The organism is Achromobacter insuavis, assembly GCF_902859645.1.
GTDB classification, from domain to species: domain Bacteria; phylum Pseudomonadota; class Gammaproteobacteria; order Burkholderiales; family Burkholderiaceae_B; genus Achromobacter; species Achromobacter insuavis.
The window spans coordinates 22255-41152 of record NZ_CADIJR010000047.1; the positions used below are offsets into that span (position 1 = coordinate 22255).

At 60.5% G+C, this 18898-nt stretch carries 15 protein-coding genes and 2 pseudogenes; 3 read left to right on the forward strand and 14 right to left on the reverse strand.

The window, feature by feature from the left end:
• Positions 1 to 127: 127 nt before the first annotated feature.
• A complete protein-coding gene (locus H0523_RS21215; protein ID WP_054431234.1) occupies positions 128 to 2566 on the forward strand; it encodes an AAA family ATPase in 2439 nt (812 codons plus the stop codon).
• A gap of 356 nt (positions 2567 to 2922) precedes the next feature.
• On the opposite strand, the pseudogene H0523_RS32465 reads toward H0523_RS21215, so the two are convergent.
• Positions 2923 to 3042 (reverse strand): annotated as a pseudogene (locus H0523_RS32465) (TetR/AcrR family transcriptional regulator); the annotation flags it as partial.
• Between H0523_RS32465 and H0523_RS21220 the strand changes: the two are divergent.
• Positions 3037 to 3918 (forward strand): annotated as a pseudogene (locus H0523_RS21220) (beta-ketoacyl synthase N-terminal-like domain-containing protein); the annotation flags it as partial. The pseudogenes H0523_RS32465 and H0523_RS21220 overlap by 6 nt on opposite strands.
• A 67-nt stretch (positions 3919 to 3985) precedes the next feature.
• On the opposite strand, the gene H0523_RS21225 reads toward H0523_RS21220, so the two are convergent.
• The 4 genes from H0523_RS21225 to H0523_RS21240 all read right to left on the reverse strand — a co-directional run bounded on the left by H0523_RS21225 (position 3986) and on the right by H0523_RS21240 (position 9260).
• Positions 3986 to 4537: a cytochrome b gene (locus H0523_RS21225; protein ID WP_054431231.1), complete on the reverse strand. Its 552-nt coding sequence runs from the start codon at positions 4535 to 4537 to the stop codon at positions 3986 to 3988.
• 25 nt (positions 4538 to 4562) lie between these two features.
• A complete protein-coding gene (locus H0523_RS21230; protein WP_054431230.1) occupies positions 4563 to 5540 on the reverse strand; it encodes a cation diffusion facilitator family transporter in 978 nt (325 codons plus the stop codon).
• Positions 5541 to 5682: 142 nt separating this feature from the next.
• Positions 5683 to 7305: a methyl-accepting chemotaxis protein gene (locus tag H0523_RS21235; RefSeq protein ID WP_054431228.1), complete on the reverse strand. Its 1623-nt coding sequence runs from the start codon at positions 7303 to 7305 to the stop codon at positions 5683 to 5685.
• A 356-nt stretch (positions 7306 to 7661) separates the two neighbouring features.
• Positions 7662 to 9260: a tetratricopeptide repeat protein gene (locus tag H0523_RS21240; RefSeq protein WP_156350068.1), complete on the reverse strand. Its 1599-nt coding sequence runs from the start codon at positions 9258 to 9260 to the stop codon at positions 7662 to 7664.
• A 635-nt stretch (positions 9261 to 9895) separates the two neighbouring features.
• On the opposite strand from H0523_RS21240, the gene H0523_RS21245 reads away from it, so the two are divergent.
• Positions 9896 to 10321, forward strand: a complete 426-nt coding sequence (locus tag H0523_RS21245) for a hypothetical protein (protein WP_156350066.1) — start codon at positions 9896 to 9898, stop codon at positions 10319 to 10321.
• Between the two features lie 57 nt (positions 10322 to 10378).
• On the opposite strand, the gene H0523_RS21250 is transcribed toward H0523_RS21245, so the two are convergent.
• The 9 genes from H0523_RS21250 to H0523_RS21290 all read right to left on the reverse strand — a co-directional run bounded on the left by H0523_RS21250 (position 10379) and on the right by H0523_RS21290 (position 18896).
• Positions 10379 to 10738: a Rap1a/Tai family immunity protein gene (locus H0523_RS21250; RefSeq protein WP_054431223.1), complete on the reverse strand. Its 360-nt coding sequence runs from the start codon at positions 10736 to 10738 to the stop codon at positions 10379 to 10381.
• A 78-nt stretch (positions 10739 to 10816) separates the two neighbouring features.
• On the reverse strand, positions 10817 to 11437 hold the full coding sequence (locus H0523_RS21255) for a hypothetical protein (protein ID WP_054431454.1): 621 nt from the start codon (positions 11435 to 11437) through the stop codon (positions 10817 to 10819).
• Between the two features lie 102 nt (positions 11438 to 11539).
• The gene (locus H0523_RS21260; protein ID WP_054431453.1) at positions 11540 to 12364 is read right to left on the reverse strand and encodes a ParB N-terminal domain-containing protein; all 825 of its coding nucleotides are present in this window, start codon (positions 12362 to 12364) and stop codon (positions 11540 to 11542) included.
• A gap of 71 nt (positions 12365 to 12435) precedes the next feature.
• A complete protein-coding gene (locus H0523_RS21265) occupies positions 12436 to 13044 on the reverse strand; it encodes an LON peptidase substrate-binding domain-containing protein (RefSeq protein WP_054431221.1) in 609 nt (202 codons plus the stop codon).
• Between the two features lie 9 nt (positions 13045 to 13053).
• On the reverse strand, positions 13054 to 13461 hold the full coding sequence (locus H0523_RS21270) for a carboxymuconolactone decarboxylase family protein (protein ID WP_054431219.1): 408 nt from the start codon (positions 13459 to 13461) through the stop codon (positions 13054 to 13056).
• 97 nt (positions 13462 to 13558) lie between these two features.
• The gene (locus tag H0523_RS21275; protein WP_054431218.1) at positions 13559 to 14740 is read right to left on the reverse strand and encodes a hypothetical protein; all 1182 of its coding nucleotides are present in this window, start codon (positions 14738 to 14740) and stop codon (positions 13559 to 13561) included.
• Positions 14741 to 15132: 392 nt separating this feature from the next.
• Positions 15133 to 16233, reverse strand: coding sequence for a hypothetical protein (locus H0523_RS21280; RefSeq protein ID WP_231689875.1), 1101 nt, complete (start codon positions 16231 to 16233; stop codon positions 15133 to 15135).
• A 519-nt stretch (positions 16234 to 16752) separates the two neighbouring features.
• Positions 16753 to 18246: a M81 family metallopeptidase gene (locus tag H0523_RS21285; RefSeq protein ID WP_054431214.1), complete on the reverse strand. Its 1494-nt coding sequence runs from the start codon at positions 18244 to 18246 to the stop codon at positions 16753 to 16755.
• On the reverse strand, positions 18243 to 18896 hold the full coding sequence (locus H0523_RS21290; RefSeq protein ID WP_082380490.1) for an ANTAR domain-containing response regulator: 654 nt from the start codon (positions 18894 to 18896) through the stop codon (positions 18243 to 18245). The genes H0523_RS21285 and H0523_RS21290 overlap by 4 nt, the downstream gene beginning before the upstream one ends.
• Between the last annotated feature and the right edge of the window lie 2 nt (positions 18897 to 18898).

Here is an 18898-nt window from a genome sequence, read left to right on the forward strand (position 1 = left end):
GGGCTTCACAAGCAGGTTTTATGGTGTCCGCATCGGTGGCAAAATGCGACTTGCCGTTCCAGATTCGGAGTGCTGTGCTTCATATCCAGGCCATGCTTCGGCTTGCCCCTCTCCAAGGATGCGAGACATGATTGAATCGATCACCCTTTCAGGCATAGCTACCTACAGTTCCAAAGCCCCGGAAATAATTCAAAACCTGAAGGCTGTGAACTACTTCTACGGTGCCAACGGATCAGGTAAGACAACAATCAGCAGGCTGATAAAAGATCCAGCACTGTCCGCCGATTCAAGGGTTCTTTGGGCAAAGGGAAATCCGATCCCTACCATGGTCTACAACAACGACTTCATCGCCGAGAACTTCACTGATTCGAAGCAGTTCAAGGGTGTGTTCACACTAGGGCAAACCGTCAAGGACCAGCGTGATCGTTTGGAAGAACTTCAGAGAGAGAGGCGCGCTTACGAACAGATCAGGGCTAAAGCGCAAGAAAATTTGCAAGGCGCCGATGGCGAGAGCGGGAAGATTGGAGAAAAAAATGCACTGGAAGCAAAGCTGCTAACTCGATGTTGGGAACAAAAACAAAAGCATGACAAGGAGTTTCACATAGCCTTTAAAGGCTTTAGAAACAACAAGGAAGCATTCAAGAATAGGGTCCTACAAGAAAGCAAAGAAAATACTTCAGAGCTAGTTGACATCGAAGATCTGCGCAAACGCGCCCACGTTCTTTATGGTGACGCACCGTCACCCATGAGTGCTGTTCCTACCCTTGACCTTGCTCGCTTGGTCGCATTTGAAAAAAGTGCTGTGCTCGGCAAGAAGGTGGTCGGCAAAGAGGATGTGAGTGTATCTGCGATGATTCAGCACTTGGGAAACAGTGACTGGATTAGGCAAGGTACGAAGTATTTAGGCCATACGGATGGTGACTGCCCTTTTTGCCAACAGAAATTGCCGCATGACTTCGAGAAAAGCCTTGAAGCTTACTTCGATGAGACTTTCGAGGCTGACACTAGGGCGCTATCGCGGTTCCGCGAGAATTATAATTCGGTAGCAGATGGAATTTTAACTCAAGCTCAGGCACTGCTGGATACAGACTATCCCCTTTTAGATAGAGAAAAGCTTGATGCTGAATTGCAGGCCGTGAAAGCAATCATAATGGCGAACAGGCAGCGCATTGATCAAAAATTGGCTAGTCCCAGCACCATTGTAATACTGGAAGGTCTCGCTGAGATTTCACTGAGAATTTCGGAATTGATCAATTCAGCCAACCTCAGGGTCTCTGAGCACAATCGTCTTGTTTCCAATTTCTCTGCCGAACAGAGGAATTTAACAGGTTCGGTATGGCGGCACCTTCTTGATGTCGAGCTTAAAGACACTATTGCCGATTATGTCAGTGATATAGGCCGTATTAGCAAAGCAATTGCTGGCATCAGTGCGAGCCTGGAGAAAGCCAATTTAGACATATCCATGGCTGACGCGGAGATAGCAAGGATTGAAGCTTCATTGACAAGCGTGAAACCCACTGTCATCGCCATCAATAAAATTCTTAAAGACTTTGGATTCCGAAGCTTCTCCCTTGACACTGCGTGTACAGACGATTCATACCGCCTGATCAGAAGCGACGGCACTGATGCCAAAGCAACGCTCAGTGAAGGAGAGAAGACCTTCGTTACCTTCCTGTACTTTTATCATTTGGTGAGAGGAAGCACCACGACCTCGGGTATAAAAACTGATCGAATTGTCGTCATTGATGACCCGGTATCAAGTTTGGACAGCGATGTACTGTTCATCGTGAGTAGTTTGATCAAAAAGCTTTTTCACGAAGTTCGTCAGAGGACGAGTAATATCAAGCAGATCTTTGTCCTGACCCATAATATACATTTTCATAAAGAAATCACCTTTAACCCACAGAGGACTGGCGATGACCCTATGAAAGACGAGACATTTTGGATAGTGCGCAAGCCCGATGACTATTCGAGAGTTGAAGGGTTTGAGACCAACCCAATTAAAACCTCCTATCAGCTTCTGTGGGCAGAGCTGGCGAGAAATCCACTACCTGCGCTCACCATTCAAAATACTATGCGCAGAATCCTCGAGAATTACTTCAAAATTTTGGGGAATATAGATACGAGTATCATTCTCTCAAGGTTCGAAGGGCACGAGAAAGTTCAGTGCCAATCCTTGATTAGCTGGGTGAACGACGGCTCTCACTACTCACCGGATGAACTGTATGTGGCCATAAGCGATGGCATGACGCAAAGTTACATGAAAATTTTCTTCAAGGTCTTCAAAACTATGGAGCACATGCCTCATTACAAAATGATGATGGGCCGAAACTTTGTCGATTTAGACCCAGATGAGGGTGCGGCTAAAGATGAAGATTTGATGCGCAATGTTGGCGATGCTGCAATCGACGCAGATGCGGCAATCCTTGTTGCGGGTGGGCCTGGTACTAGCGCTGCTGTCGGGCCAACGAGCATCCATACATCTGTAGTTATACCTCTGGTCGCGCCAGTCCCCGAGGCACCCTCTGCAGGGACGGCTGATTCTGAGTCGAATAGCCCATTCTGAGTTGATTAATCTTCGGCAGCAGTACCTAAGCGGGCGCCCATTCAGAAACGTCTATCTCGGTCTAATACAGGCGATTGAATTGGCCCTGTTTCGTAGGAATTTCCGACGCCTAAAATAGAAAGTTGGTGAATATCCGCTTCTGGCTGACTACCTCCGTGGCCGTCTGCATAATCAACCTTGACATCAATTCTGTGGAGCCGCCGGATTTTGCAGCCAACAGCTTTGAGTTAGAGGGGGCGGCCCCCTCCCCTCCCGCCCTAGTAATAACTCAACCCCTGCAGTTGGAGATTTTGAACCAGTCCGAATAGCGCTAGGCTAGCTCAGGCGAGTTGGGCGAGGCAGCCGCCAGAATAAAACTATCCAGCCAACTGCTCCCGCACGGTTGCCAGGATTTCTTCGGAAAGCGCCGGGTTGCCCGCCGCCGTGGCGCGGGCGAGGGTCAATGCACCAACCATGCTGCTGAGGGTCACGATGGCAAAGGGCCGCAGCGCTTGTCGCCTTTCACCGTGCCGGCTTTCCTGGCCAATCTGGCGGCGGGACAAGTGTCGATCAGGCACCAGCTAAAGGGTCCGTTGGGAGCGCCGGTGACAGCCTGTGCCGCCAGCATCCAGGCCATTGGCGATGCGGCGCGCCTGATTCGGAATGACGAAGCCGACATGGCGCTCTGCGGCGGTAGCGAAGCCACCATCGACAAAGTGGCGCTAGGCAGCTTTGCGGCGGCTAAGGCGGTGAAGACCCATTGCGACAGCGAGCCCGCGAAGGCTTCCCGCCCGTTTGACCTGGCCCGGGACGGCTTTGTCATGGCCGAAGGCGCGGGGCTATTGGTGCTTGAGGCGCTGGATCATGCGTTGGCTCGCGGTGCCAAGCCGCTGGTGGAAGTCGTAGGCTACGGCACTTCCGCCGATGCCTATCGTGTCACTTCCGGGCCGGAAGATGGTTCCAGCGCCGCCCGATCGATGCGCGCGGCGTTGCGGCAGGCGCGGTTGCAACCCCATGACATTCAACATCTGAATGCTCATGCGACATCCACGCTTGTCGGTGACCGAGGAGAGCTGGCGGCCATTCGCCAAGTGTTTGGAGCAGGCTCTGGCCCCTCCATTACGACCACGAAATCCGCCATGGGCCACATGCTGGGAGCCGCTGGAGCGGCCGCCGCGATTTTCACTATATTGGCCCTGCGTGACCAGATTGCGCCACACGTGCTCAACCTGCAACATCCAGATCCGTTGGCAGACGGCCTAGACCTGATCGCTGGAAGTGCGCGCGCTCATGCCATAGAGCATGCCATGCTCAACGGATTTGGCTTCGGTGGCGTCAATGCGTCATTGGTTCTCAAGCGATTTTCAGCCTGAGCCCTGCCTCGCGGGTGAGGCGCTTCTGCCGTGGATCACGCCCGCCTCGCGCTCCCGCCCCAAGAGCTCAGCGCTTCCCCGGCAACATCCGCACCAACGTGTTATCCCGAAACACATAATGATGCAACAACGCCGCAGCAGCATGCAGCCCCACCAGGAAATACCCCACCGTAGCCAAGGTCTCATGCAATTCCTTGACCTGATCCGCCAAGGCCTTATCCGGCCCCACCAGCGCCGGAACCTCCAGGCCGAACAACGGAATCACCTTCCCTCCCGCGCTAAGCGTCAACCACCCCAAAATCGGCGTGACGATCATGAACGCATACAACGCGTAATGCATCAGCCGTGAAAGCACATCCTGCCACCTCGGCATCGGCGGCCGCACGCCAGGCGCCGGGCCCGAAGCCACCCGGATAACCACCCGCAAAACCACCAGCCCGATCACACACAACCCCAGCGAGAAATGCAGCGCCTTGATGTTGTTGTACAGATCGGTGCCTTTAGTGGCCAGCCCGCGCAATTCCATACAGGCGTAGACCAATGCCAGGACCACGAGCATGAGCCAGTGCATGGCGATCACGAGGCCTGCATACTGAGTATTGGAGTTCTTGATTTTCATGTTTCTTCCTTGTCGTCAAAGCGCGCTACGGACGGCCTGGTTCGATAATCGCCCTGCCCTCGGCGCCCTGCTTGGGCGCGTCGGGAGGTCTCCAGGGATCAACATGGGTCATCACGTTCAATACACGATGCCGTTGCATGACGCGCTGGCGCGCTTGCACGGCGATCTTGTGGCCTTCCTCGACGGTCAGCCCGGCGTCGATTTCCAGGTGAGCGTCGACAACGATCATATCCCCCATTTTTCGGGTGCGAAGATCGTGTACGCCTTGAACGCCTGACGTTTCCATCAAGGTACGCTGGATCGCGGCGGCTTCGTCCTCGTCGATGGCTCGGTCCAGCAGGTCGTGCAAGGCGTCCCAGCCGAAGCTCCAGCCCATTCGGGCCACCATGAAGCCCACGATGGCTGCGGCGATGGGGTCCAGTATCGGGTAGCCCAACAGGTTGCCGACGATGCCCAGGCCCACCACCAGCGACGATGCCGCGTCGGAGCGCGCATGCCAGGCGTTGGCCACCAGCATGCTGGACTTCACGCGCTTGGCCACGGCAAGCATGTAGCGGAACAAGGCCTCTTTGATGATCAGGGCGGCACAGGCCACCCAGAGCGCGACGAGGTGGACCTGCGGGATCGCGTCGGGCTGCTCCAGCTTGGTCACGGCGGACCACAGCATGCCGCCGCCGACCAGCAGCAGCAAGACGCCCAGCGCCAGGGACGCCGCGGTCTCGTAGCGATAATGGCCGTAGTGGTGGTCCGCGTCGGCTGCTTTCTGGCCATGGCGGTTGGCCAGCAGCACGATGAAGTCGGCGATCAGATCGGAAGAAGAATGAATACCGTCCGCAATCAAGCCCTGCGACTTCGAGAAAATACCGATGACGATCTGCGCGGTAGCGAGCACCACATTGACGCCCACGCTCACCCAGGTGCTGCGGGCGGCAGCGGCGGCGCGTTCGGCCGGGCTGTGTTCATCGTCCTCCGGATCTTCCAGCGGAGGCGGAAAGACTGTCATGGTGTGTGCTCCCGTTCTTGCAATCTAGCCTTGCGGCATTCGGGCCTGGAGCATAAGCACCGAAGCCTGAACGGTTGATGAACGTGGTACTAGCGGGGCATTGCGCCCCGCCCATGGTCTGACCCGTAGTGAGACGTAATGATCAGGTCAACATCAGCGCGCCGCGCTCGCGCGGCTGGGCAACAACGTCCCCACGTCGCGCGGCATCCTCGCTCAAGCGGAACACACCAACCGCTCTCACCAACGCATGCGCCTGGTCCTGCATCGAGCCCGCTGCAGCCGCGGCCTCTTCGACCAGCGCGGCATTTTGCTGGGTCACCTCGTCCATCTGCGACACCGCGCGGTTGACCTGCTCGATGCCGGAGGCCTGTTCCTGCGATGCCGCGGCGATCTCGCCCATGATGTCCGTCACGCGCTTCACCGAGGCGACCACATCCTGCATCGTGGTGCCTGCGTTTTCCGCGTGGTTGGCGCCCTCGGCCACTTTGCTCACGGACGCTTCGATCAGCGTCTTGACCTCGCGCGCGGCCTGCGCGCTGCGTTGCGCCAACGACCGCACCTCGCCCGCGACCACCGCGAAGCCCTTGCCCTGCTCGCCCGCCCTGGCCGCTTCAACGGCGGCGTTCAGCGCCAGGATGTTGGTCTGGAATGCGATCCCATCGATGACCGAGACAATCTCGGAAATCTTGCGCGAGCTGGCGGAAATATCCCCCATCGTGCTGACCACCGCCGACACGACGGCGCCGCCGCGCTGGGCGACTTCGGAGGCGCTTGCCGCCAATTGATTGGCCTGGCGCGCGTTATCGGCATTCTGTTTGACGGTCGATGCCAGTTCTTCCATCGATGCGGCGGTTTCTTCCAGCGATGCGGCCTGCTCTTCGGTTCGGCTGGACAAGTCCGTGTTGCCGGCCGCAATCTGCCCCGCTGCGCTGGATATGGTTTCGGCCCCGGCCCGAATGGTGCGAACCGCGCCGGCCAACTTGTCCTGCATGTCATGCAGCGCACGCAGCAGCCGGCCGGTTTCATCGCGGGTGACAGCGTGAATGGGCTGCCCCAGGTCGCCACGCGCCACGGTCTCGGCCACCGACACAGCCTGAGCAAGCGGCGCCGTGATCGACTTGGACACCCGCCACGCGAACAGGCCGCCCAGCACGACGGCCATGCCCGACAGGATCAGGTTCAACATACCCGCGTTGTCGATCACCCGCTGGCTATCGGCGCCGGCATCCACCATCTCGGCAGATTGAATCCGGGAAATCTCCACGACACGGTCTTGCAGGCTGTCCAGAAGCGGAAGGGTCTCTTCCAGCAAGCGCTGGCGAGCGGCGTCGCGCTCATTACTCTTGAGGAGTGCGCCCACGCCCTGGAATGACTTCACATAGCGACCGCGCACGTCTTCCAATAACCGCAACTTCAGGCGTTCATCGTCGGTGCGGAACAACGGCCGCAGGGTCTCCAGCGCCTGGTCGATCGCCTTTCGGTTGGTGTCGATACGAGCAAACAGCGTTTCGGCGGTGCGGGGATCGGTATTGACGATCAGTTCGAGATTGGCGCGCGCATTGGCGCGCGTCGTCACGTCAATAATGTTGATGGCGTTCGCTTTGGCCCAAGTCTGTTCTGTGATTGCGCGGTTGATACCGCCGATGTGGGTCAGTTCGTATTGCGATAGGCCAGTGAGCGCCAATAACAGGGCGAGTACGGTGCCGAAGCCCAGCGTCAGCCGGGTGCCAATGGAGAGGTTGCCGATAGTGAAACGCGAGCGCATGAATTTGTATTATGACAAAGGGAAAACCCTAGTATAAAAATCATGACGTATATAGCAACGAGCTTGTGATGAGGGTTTGCGATTTCGCATGGCAGGGGGAAATTTTTTGTGGCTGCCAGCGTTCTCGAGATCCCGGGGAAGTCAAATGACGGTCAGTTCCCCATAGCGCGGGATGGCGCGGAAGTCGATGACGTGCTGTGACGTGCGCCCCCTGCCGACAGCGGCATGCGAGGTTGGGGGAAGGCATTGACGTTTTCTTAACGCCCCTTCCCCCCTAGGCGTTGCGCGCCTCCCTGCCGAGTAGTCGTTGATGACGGGTAGCTTTCGACCCAAAGCAGTCACCCGCGAATTTCCTCTCACAGGTTTAACTGGCGTTGGATGCCGTCCTTGTTGACCGTGGCCCTGGCGACCGTCTCGCGCAGCGCAGGCTCGGCAGCATTACCAAAGCGGCGCAGCACCTCATCGAAGGTGGCCATGGCGGCTTCGTTCTGGTTCAGTTGGCCTTGGGTGATGCCCTTGTAGAGCAAGGCCATCGCGACCTGCTCGCGCAGCGCGGGCTCGGCAGCATCGCCAAAGCGGCTCAGCACCTCATCGTAGGTGGATATTTCGGCTTCGCTCTGGTTCAGTTCGCCTTGGGTGACGCCCTTATTGACCAAGGCCCTGGCGACCTGCTCGCACAGCGCAGGCTCGGCAGCATCACCAAAGCGGCGCAACACCTCATTGAAGGAGGCCATGGCGGCTTCGTTCTGCTTCAGTTTGCCTTGGGCGATGCCCTTGTTGACCTTGGCGCTGGCGACCTGCTCGCGCAGCGCGGGTTCGGCAGCATCACCAAAGCGGCGCAACACCTCATCGAAGGTGGCCATGGCGGCTTCGTTCTGGTTCATTTGGCCTTGGGTGATGCCCTTGTAGAGCAAGGCCATCGCGACCTGCTCGCGTAGCGCGGGCTCGGCAGCATCGCCAAAGCGGCGCAGCACCTCATCGTAGGTGGCTATTTCGGCTTCGTTCTGGTTCACTTGGCCTTGGGTGACGCCCTTGTTGACCAAGGCCCTGGCGACCTGCTCGCGCAGCGCGGGCTCGGCAGCATCACCAAAGCGGTGCAGCACCTCATCGTAACTGGCAATTTCGGCTTCGTGTTGGCTCAGTTGCCCCTGCGTGATACCTCGATTGATTAGCACCTTTGCAACACTGGTGGCACTGGCATCGGCAACTCCTGCGGCTTTGAACCAAAAATAGGCAGCGTCTTCCAAGGCTCCGGCGGTGTACGCGGCGTGGGCGCGAGTGTTCCAGTCATCGAAAGAGTAGCTGTCTTCGTTAGAGGCTTTCAGCTCACGGTCGCGCTGAGCAAGCACTTTTGTTGAGTCGGCCAGAGCAGATGGGGTTTGGGCCCCGTTTTTGACAATTGACTCTTGTACAGTTTTGATAGCCCTTTCGACATCAGCAGCGTACGCTTGAACCCCTTGCGCATGCCCATCCATTTCTATATGCAACTGAGCGGCTTTATGCCCAAGTGCTTTAATTTGTTCTCTCAGCTGTTCTGCCTGTTTGTCAAACCACTCTTGTGCGCTAGCTCTCGCAACATCAGAGGCCGCCTCTTTAGCTTCCGACTTGGCATTGCGATACCCGAGAAATCCACCCAAAACCAGCAATACCGTGATGACGACGCTCAGCAGGGTGGTCAAGGTGCCAAACCGGTCAATGCTTTGACCCAACTGCGCCAATTGGTCATCTACACGCTTGTCAACGGCAGTGATCTGTTGGCGGACGGTCTCAATATCTTTGACTTGAAGCGCCTTTTGTGACTCCAACTCTTTGACTTGAAGCTCCTTTTGTGACTCCAACTTGCTTTGCTGCAATTCCTTGAAGGCATTCAATTCGTCTCGCGACGCAAAAGTCTCAGTCGCTTGCGCTACAGCTGTGCCCCACAGCAAAAAGCAAATAGCCAGCAGCCTAACCATTGGACTCGCTCCGTGGGTCGATTTCATAAGTTGCCATTGGTTGCAAATTCTTTGTCGCGGATACTAACAGAAGCCACTGATATACCGGGCTGCGGCGGCATTGCCTCCGCGCTTTCAACGCCGCATTCACTGACCGGTGCGGGCGAGAGCTACCACCCAGGCAGGCGACACGATCGGCTCAGATCAGCCGGTAGCTGTCCCGCGTGGACCGACGCCCAATGTCCGCTTTTGGCCGCTAGTAATCCGCCACCTTGGGCTGCTAACGACACATCCAGGTCATTCACCGTCGCCTTGATCGAATGGCCAATTCTGAGTTTTCTGCCGTCACTGATGTTCTCGCTCGCGCGAGTCTTTTCTCCAACGGGAGCTCGGTCCTCGGCAGTGGAGCATCCCCAGGGGGTCGCTGCCAACCACGGCAACCAGGTGTGGAAAGCCTTCAGCCATTCGTTGCGACAACGATCCGAACTATCTAAACCCTGGAACAACGGCATAAATAGCCATAAACGTGGGCGCTATTCGTGCATTCATATTGATCAGGGATTCGTAGAATTTACCTGATTGATGGATCAGGCTGTTCCAATAGTCCGGCTGCTTTTTCAGTGATCAAAAGCAATCAAACAGAAGGATTTTCACCTATGGACATTTCCAAAGGCATACCCCTAACGACAAGGTCGCGCAGCATTGCGGACTTGAATCTTCCGCTGGTGAAGCCGACCGCTAACTTTGCTCATGATTTGGCAGCCTCGGCTGAAGCGCTGCGCAAAGCGGAAGCAGTGGAACAAGGCATAGGTCGCCTTGAGGCCGACAACTCCGCCAAAAATGCCGTTCAGGTTGTCATGAAGGGAGATCAACGCGTTGCGACAATTTATAAGTCTGGCGTCGTAGAGGTTGCCGATCAATACGCCGAACAATTGAAGGGCTTGAATCTTCCTGGTGATGCATCCAGCAATTTGGGATCGATTCGTGCAGCAATGATAGCGAAGGCTGTGAGCGGGGAAATTCTGGATCTGAAAACATCTTCCCCCGCCTCTTCGCAATCTCGGTTTTCGATAACGGCATAGAGCCGGTTTAATTTATTTTAAGAGTGCGGCCCGGAGGACATATTGGCGGAAAGGATCCTACCGGCAAGCGAAAGACTGACGGAGTGCCTCGCTCACCAGCGGGCCGGCATTGTCCGCGAGACGGCTGGTCGGCAGCTTGGACAAGTAGCTGTACACCCTGTCCTTCAATTCGTGAGGAAGGACGCCGGTGGGGGTGCACCAGACCGTGCCTTGTGTCTGGTCGGCGATGCCGACCACGTAGGCCTGCGCATAGGAGGAAGAAAATTGGCGGCGAAGCGATGCATCGCGGAGCTCTGAGGGCATCCGGCCTTCAAGGGCCGCGACCAGTTCGGCACCCGTAAAGTGCCAGGTCCTGGTTCCCTGCGCCTGGCAGACCGCGCAAGCGGACAGCATGATAACCAGTGGTAGCAATCGCATTGGAAATTTTGCCTCTTTGGCCCGCCAGGCGGCCCTGTCGTGTGCACGCTGTTGTCCCTGCTGGACGCAGGTCTGGTCTCAAAGAAGCTCGAGTTGATTGCGCGGCTGGAACTCCGGATCCTCTTTGCCTTCCAGCATCGCGTCCACCATGGCCTCGAATGCGCCAGCGGCTTGGCCGATTGCTTCGGACGCCAGGAATACGGAGCCGCCGTTTCCGGCGAGTTCCAGCGCAGCCACCGTTTCTCGTTCGTCTTCCTCGCCCCAGAGATAGTCGTGGACCACTGCAAGGCCACGACCATCCGCCTCGAAAAAGTCGGCCGCTCCACGTGCTATCGAAAAAAAGACGATGAGGTCGTAGAGGTTTTCGGAATAGGTCAGCGAGCCTGCAACGAAGCGCGTTCCTGTACGGTCGTAGGCCGCAACTTTGATGTTCTCGGCCTCCGCGGATGTCAGGATGGCCCTCAGCGCCGCGCGGTTGTCCGGATGGCGAGCCAGCATGGCGTCGCATTCCGCAATGAGCCTGCCCAGATCCTGATTGCTGGAGGCGGCCAGATCCTTGCCTTCGGAGAGGTACCACAGGCCGCCAATGGCACGCCAGTCCGACCATCTTGATGCCGCCGGCGCCGGGGCCGCGAGCCATCTGGCAAGATTCTCGCGGGGCATCTGGAGGTTGAGAAAGGCCGAATAGGGTTCGGACATGGCAGCCATCGACTCTCAGGTTCTGATCAACCTTGCTTTTACCAAATATGGGCCGTCAGGCCAATTCTCGACAAGATTCGTTCAGTTGAGAGGCGGCCCCCGTCAATCATCCCCTCCCCCCGCCGACGCATTCCGCGCCTCAGCCAACGCCACCGTCAAATGCATCACCTTCTTCTTCAACTGATCCCTTTCATCCGTCAACCGCGCCAGCAGCTCCCGTAGCCGCGCCACTTCAGCCGGCAAATCCGCGATGTTCTCGATCGGAATATCCGGCACTGCCTCTTTCGGCGGCGGCGCCTTGGCCTGGCGCACTTCGCGCGCAGCCTGCTGCAATTCCTTCCTGCCCCCCGCCACCGCCGCCGCCTGCCGCTCCTGCGGCAAGGTCGCGACCGCCGCCGCGGCGTTGATGGAGATCGCCCCATCCTTCACCGCCCGCACCAGCTCCGGCGCGGCGGCCTTCTGAATCCGCTCGATCTGCCCCAGCGTATTGCTGCTGATGCGCGCTTCACGCGCCAACGCCTGCCGGCTGAATGCCGCGGCCGGCGGGATGGGCGGCGGTTCCGGCGGCGGCGTGCTGCCGTCGTCTTCCCAGGGCGGCACGCTGCGCGATTGCAGGATCTCCTTCTTGCGCAGCGCCAGCACCCCGCGCTGGAAATCCGACACGCTGCGCCGGCCCAGGTGGTTCTCGATCATCCACAGGTGCACGTCGTCCATCGATTTGAACGAGGTGTTCTGCCTGGTCTCGAAGGGAATGCCGTGCTTCCTGCACAGCGCGTAGCGGTTGTGGCCGTCGATCAGCAGGTCGCCCCACAGCACCAGCGCGTCGCGGCAGCCTTCGGCCAGCAGGCTGCGTTCAAGCGCCTCGCGCTCGTCGTCGGTCAAGGGGTCAATATAGGCGCGCAGGCCTTCGTCAATCCTGATATCCATGGTGTCCAAAAAACAGTTCAAGCCCGACTCGCGTTGCCCTGCTCCGCCAAAGCAGCGCCGCCTGCCGCTGGCTAGGCCTGCGGCCCTTCCAGCGCGATGCGCACGGCTTCGAGGCGAACGCGGGGATCCGTCAGCGCCAGCAACCGGACCTTCTCCGCCGCCGGCAGCGGCAACAATTCACACCAGCGGTCAGCCACCCAGGCGCATTCATCCAGGCGGTACGGCGGCGCCACCGGCATGCGGTCGGCGGGCACGCCTTCCTGCTGCCATTGGGCCACCAGGCGGCCCAGGGCGTCGGCGCAGGGTTGCAGCGGCGCCGGCACGGGTAGCGGCGGGTCATCGTCGATGGGCTCGGTTTCGCCCATCCAAAGACCGTATTTTGCCAGTTGGCTGGAGACCAGGCGAAAGCGGCTCGTCCCCACGCAGCGCAGTTGCAGCAAGGCGGGCATGGGCGCGTCCCAGGCGTCGATGCGGGCCAGGGTGCCGGTGTCGGCCAGGGTCTCCTGGCCTTCGGGCGAGCGGACTTCGTTGCCGGACAGCAGCGCGACCACGCCGAACTCGGTGCCGTCGGCGATGCAGCGGCGGATCATGTCCAGGTAGCGCACCTCGAAGATGCGCAGGTGCAGCACGCCGGCGGGGAACAGCGCGTTGGACAGCGGAAACAGCGGAATGGTCGCCATGGCGGCGCCCTATTTCACGGTGAAGGCGTCGTCGACGGGCACCTGCATGGCGGTGACCAGCGCGTTGGTCTGGGCGGCCATGCCGATGACGGCGAGCAGTTCGGCGTGCTGGCCGTCGGTCATGCCCTTGGCGCGGGCGGCGGCGGTGTGGGAATGGATGCAGTAGGCGCAGCCGTTGGCGGTCGATACCGCGATGTAGATCATCTCGCGCACCAGCGGCGGGATTTCGCCGTCGGCCATCATGACCTGTTTGAGCTGTTCCCAGACGCGCTTGAGCTGGGGCGGGTCGTTGGCCAGGGCGCGCCAGAAGTTATTGACGAAATCGGACTTGCGGGTGGCGCGGATGTCTTCGAACACCGCCCACGCCTCGGGGATCTTGCGCGCTTCTTCATCCGACAGCAGATGCACCGTAGCCATATGCCACTCCAACGGGTAAGGGGCCGGGCGGCGGCGTGCCGCCCGCGCAACGTCCCATTGAACTGGAAAGCCCGGCGCGGTTCAAGGCGCGGGGCGTTCAGTAATAGATCACCCTGACGAGCACCAGGGTCGAGTATTTGCCGAGTTTCAGTTCCTTGCCGACGTCCGGCGTCAGCGATGCCATATAGGTGTGGACGGCCGCGGCGGGGCGATCGCCGATCAACTGACCAAAGTTGCCGATATCGGCGTATGCAAGAGGGATGGGGGCAGGCAGGATGGTGATGGGCTGGTTCGCATTGTCGATATCCAGTATCTGCATTTTCAGCCCGTTCTCGACGCCATCGTCATTGCTCAGGATGATGGACTGGCCACCGTCGACGAGGCGCCCTGCCCCTTGCAGGATGAACTGCGCCGAGAGCAGCATGAGGAATTGGGTTTGAGCGTTATCCGGCCTCGCGGGGGCTGTCAGTGAGCCGATGGAGCAGGATGGATTGATTCGGGCGGTGACGCTGAAGGGATGCTGCTGCGGCAGGGTACCCATGTAGCCCGCGGTGGCCATGACCCTGTCGAACCGCACCAGATTGTCCACGCTGACATCGCCGATGCACTGCGGGGTGAACTGCATGCGCGTGGGCGTATTGGTGATGAATGGGCCGGGGTAACCTCCGGCCCCGTAAGCGGGGACCAGCTTGAATATGGTCCCTGAGGGAACCGGGTAGCGCGCAGGCGGGGGATTGTCGTTTAGCACCGTCAATTTCGCGACCAGGTTGAGGGTTCGGGGGCCCGACTCCCCCGCGTAACCAGGACCGACCGGATGGGTTTCCGATATCGGAAGACCGGCAACCAGATTCGGCGCCCACGGATGGGCCTCGTCGCCGTTGATGACGATTTCCAGTTTCAATCCGGCCCTGGTCAAGGACTGGTTCAGTGTGGAGTAGTCGGCAAGCGCCTGGAGTTGGACGGTTGCGGCCAAGGGCTTACCCAACCGGTCGTACATGGAGCAGTCGTAGTTGATCACATAGGTGATGGTTCTGTAGATTTCGGTGCCTGGCGGCGGTAGCTTGCCAAGCGTGAAATTCACGGAAGGGATCAGCTTGATCGCGACGCCGCTGTCGGCGCGACACCCGCTGGGCTGCGCAACCTGCGCCTTCGCCGGGCCGGCAAGCCCTATCACCGCCGCGCAGAGCAGGATCAGCAGCCCGGCCATCCGCCTGCAATGGCGGGCCCCAGGGCGCGCGCTGTTGCGACGAGTTTCCGCCATGGTTGTCGTGTGGTTCATTGAGGCGCTCCATTGACCGGGCTGCAAGGTGAAATCGGCGCCGGCCACGGCCCCGGGACTTGCGGTCAAGGAAGTATTGCCGCTTGTGCGCTGGCGGCGTGTGCCGATGCCGCGGGCCATTGCCCGCGTACGGATTCTGGGGGAATCGGGCGGTTGCAGCCGGAGTGGCCCACGGCCCGATTTATACGAACATGACCACTGTTCGAACGCTGCCACTGTGACGACGCGCCAGTGGAGCCTGGCACGACGTCTTTATTGGTTGTTATGGTGCATAGGGGGGATTATCCGAACGTTAAATTTACGTCGGATCAATCTTGACGGTGTCCCTGTCTGATCGGAAACGTCGTTGCGGCGGCTGGCGACGCGCCGCGTTCTCCATTGAACGGGGTTGCCTAATAATAGGTCACCCTGACAAGCACCTGGGTCGAGTATTTGCCGATTTTCAGTTCCTTGCCTGGGTCCGGCATCAGCAATGCGGTATAGGTGTGGACCGCCGCGGCGGGGTTGTAGCCGACCAGCTGGCCGAAATTGCCGACATCGGCGCGTGAAGGCGGCGCCGGGGCGGGCAGGATGGTGACGGGGAGGTTCGCATTGTCGGCATCGAGTATCTGCATTTTCAGTCCGTTATCGACGCCGTCGTCATTGCTCAGGATGATGGACTGGCCAGCATCGTCGAGGCGCCCTGCCCCTTGCAGGACGAACTGCGCCGCGAGCAGCATGAGGAATTGGGTTTGAGCGTTATCCGGACTGGCGGGCGCGGTCAGGGAGCCGATAGCGCAGGACGGGTTGATTCGGCCCGTCACGGTGAAGGGGTGCTGTTGTGGCAGGGTGCCCATATAGCCCGTCACCGCCATGACCCTGTCGAACTGCACCAGATTGTCCACACTGACATCGCCGATGCACTGCGGAACGTACTGCATGCGCGTGGCGGAACTGGTGATGAATGGACCGGACGAAGACCCCGCTCCATAAGCTGGGACCAGTTTGAATATGGTTGCCGAGGGAACCGGGTAACGCGCCGCTGGAGGGTTATCGTTCACCACCGACAGCTTGGCGGCAATGCTGACAGTTCGCGGGCCCGAAGTCCCTGTGTAGGGAAGGCCGGCCTCGTGGGTTTCCGATACCGGCCTAGTCCCCGGGATCAGGTTCGGATACCACGGGTTGCTCTCGTCGCCATTGACGATGATTGCCAGCTGCAATCCCGCCTTGAGCAAGGCATCGTTCAGCTTGCCGTAGTCGGAGAGCGCGTACAGCTGGGGAGTGACGGTAGCGGCATTACCTAACTTGTCAAAGTAGTAGCATTCATAGTTGATGACATAGGTGGTCGTTCTATAGATTTCGGTGCCGGGCGGCGGCAGCTTGCCAAGCGTGAAGTTCACGGAAGGGATCAACTGGATATTGAAGCCGCCCGAGGAAGCACATCCTCTTCCCGAGGTCTGAGCCTGCGCCAGGCCCGGCAGTCCCATCACCGCCGCGCAGAAGATGATCAGCATCCCTGCCCTTCGCCTGCCCTTGCGGGCCCGAAGGCTCCCGCCGTGGCGAGGGGTTTGCGCCGTGATTGTCGTGTTGTTCATTGATGCGTTCCATTGCCCAGGCTGCAGGGTGAAGTCGGCGTCGAGGGCGCGCGCCGATGCCGCGGGCAGATGCCTGCCTGGGGATTCTGGGGGAGCCGGACGGTTGCGGTCGGCGTGACCCATGGCCTGATTTATGCGATCGCGGTTGTTTCGCTATCGCTGGCGCGGTGACGATGCACCGGCAGACCTGGGCACGGCGTCTCTATGCGTTGGGATTTTGCATAGGAAGGATTATCCGAACGTTAACTCCGCGTCGGATCGATCTTGAGCGTGTCCCTGTCTGATCGGACACGTCACGCGGCGGGCGGCGGCGCGCTGCCCGCTGCGATGACCGCTATTGAACGGGAAAGCCCGGCGCGAATCAAGCCGTGGGGAAACAGGCGAATGGCGCGCCAGGAGCATCCCCGCGCCGCCCTCACGGCATCATCCGCCCCGCCCTCACGCCGACATCTGCGCCGGCTTGAACGGATCGAGCGGATAGCGCGGCCGATTGCGCCGCTGGTACGGGAACAGCGAGAAGTCCGAGCTGGTGACGCCGGGGCTGTCGCATTCGATCAGGGCGCACGAGATGGGCACGAACACCGGGCGGCAGTACATGCGCGACTTGACCAGGATGAAGCGGGCGGCGCGCGGGTCGATTCCCAGGCTTTCGAAGACGCCCAGGTCCCAGGGTTCGTGGGTGCGTTCGGTGACGACCAGTTGCGCGGCGCCAATGTCCAGCACGGCGCTGCGGCCCATGCAGGCGGTCTGGCCGGTGTAGGTGGGGCCGGTGATGACGTAGCTGCCGTCGGTGATGGCGCGCACCACGCCGGTCAGCGTCACCGGCGCGGCGGGCCGGCCGATGGCGGGGATGGGCAGCTTGTTGCCGACCGGCAGTTCGACCCGGGCGCCCTGCCCGGCCGCGATCATGGCGGCGACGGCTTCGGGGTCGCAATACAGGCCGGCGACGATGCCCGTCAGGCCGGCGTCGACGGCGGCGACCAACACGTCCATGGTGTCGCAGGTGCCGCCGGACATGCAGTTGTCGCCGTGGTCCAGCAGCAGCACCGGGCGGTCGGCGCCGCGCGCCAGGGCGGCGGCGCGTTCGAGCGAGGCGGCCAGGGGTTCGGCCTCGTAGACGAAGCCGTCGCGGTCTTCCCAGATGGCGGCGGCCAGGCCCGCGGCGACGCGCTCGGCAGCCTCGGCGTCGCCGGCGGCGACCACCACCACGCTCAGGCACGGGTCGGGGATGTCGGCCAGGGCGAAGCCGGCCAGCACCGACACGCCCAGCATGCCGCCGGCCTCGGCGCCGCGCGCGGCCTGCACGGCGCGGCGCATGGCGCCTTCGGCGGTGTTGCTGCGCAGGGTGTGGCTCATGAGCGGCAGGCGGCGCCAGGCCAGGCGCGGGCGCGGGCCGCCGGCGAGCCAGTCGAACAGGAGGCGGCCGGCGTGCTCGCCGGTTTCGTACATGTCGATGTGCGGGTAGGTCTTGAAGCTGACGATGACGTCGGCGTTGTCGATCATTTTCTGGGTGACGTTGCCGTGCAGGTCCAGGGCGACGGCGATCGGCACGCCGGGGGCTTGCTCGCGCAGGCGTTCGAGCAGGTCGCCTTCGCCGTCGTCGGTGGTCTCGACGGCCATGGCGCCGTGCAGGTCCAGCAGCAGCGCGTCGCAGCCGGCGGCGGCGGCGACGATGCGGTCGCACAATTCACGATAGGCCTGGCCGTCGACGCGGCCGCTGGGATAGGCGGTGGCGGACACCGGCGTGACCAGCGTGGCGCCCTGCGCTTGCGCCAGGTCGATGAAGGCGGACATGGCGGTGCGCTTGCCGTGGTTCTCTTCGTAGGCGGCGCGGTCGTAGGTGGGGCCGTCGTTGCCGAAGGCGGACAGCGGCGTGGGCACCGGCGAAAAGGTGTTGGTCTCGTGGTTCATGCGGGCGATCATGACTTTCATGCCTTGCCTCCGTTGTTGCTGTTGTTGTGCGGGTCGGGGCGCGCGCCGCCCAGGCCCAGTTTTTCCATGGCTTCGCTGGCCTCGACGATCATGGCGGCGACCTCGGCCACGCTGACCCGCAGGCCGGTGGCGCGGGTCCGCATGTGTTCGTAGGCGGCGCGTTCGTCCAGGCGCTGGTGGTCCATCAGCACGCGGATCGCCTTTTCGATCACGCGGCGCGCCTTGATGGTGCTTTCCAGCTTGTCGATCTTGTTCTGCTGGCGGTTCTGGAACTGCTTGGCCGAGCGCGCCAGCACCAGGGTGCTGAGGATGCCGGCCGAGCGGAACGGCCGCGTCAGCACGCCGTGGGCGTTGGTCTTGAGCAGCTGCTTCAAGGTGGTGGGGGTTTCGTATTCGGACAGCGCGATCAGGGTGGCGTCGACCTCGCTGGCGGACCAGGCGAACGAGTTCTGGCCGCATTGCGAGACCTGGAAGAACACTACGTCGGCGCCGGCCGGCGGTTTGTCGGGGAACGGCCAGACCAGGTGGATGCGGCAGCCGATGCGCTTGAGCTGCTCGACCAGCAGGTCGCGGTCTTCGCCGGGCGGATAGGCCACGGCGACGGCCACGCTGCGCAGGTCTTCGTAGAGGCGGCGGAGGCTATGGTCCATGC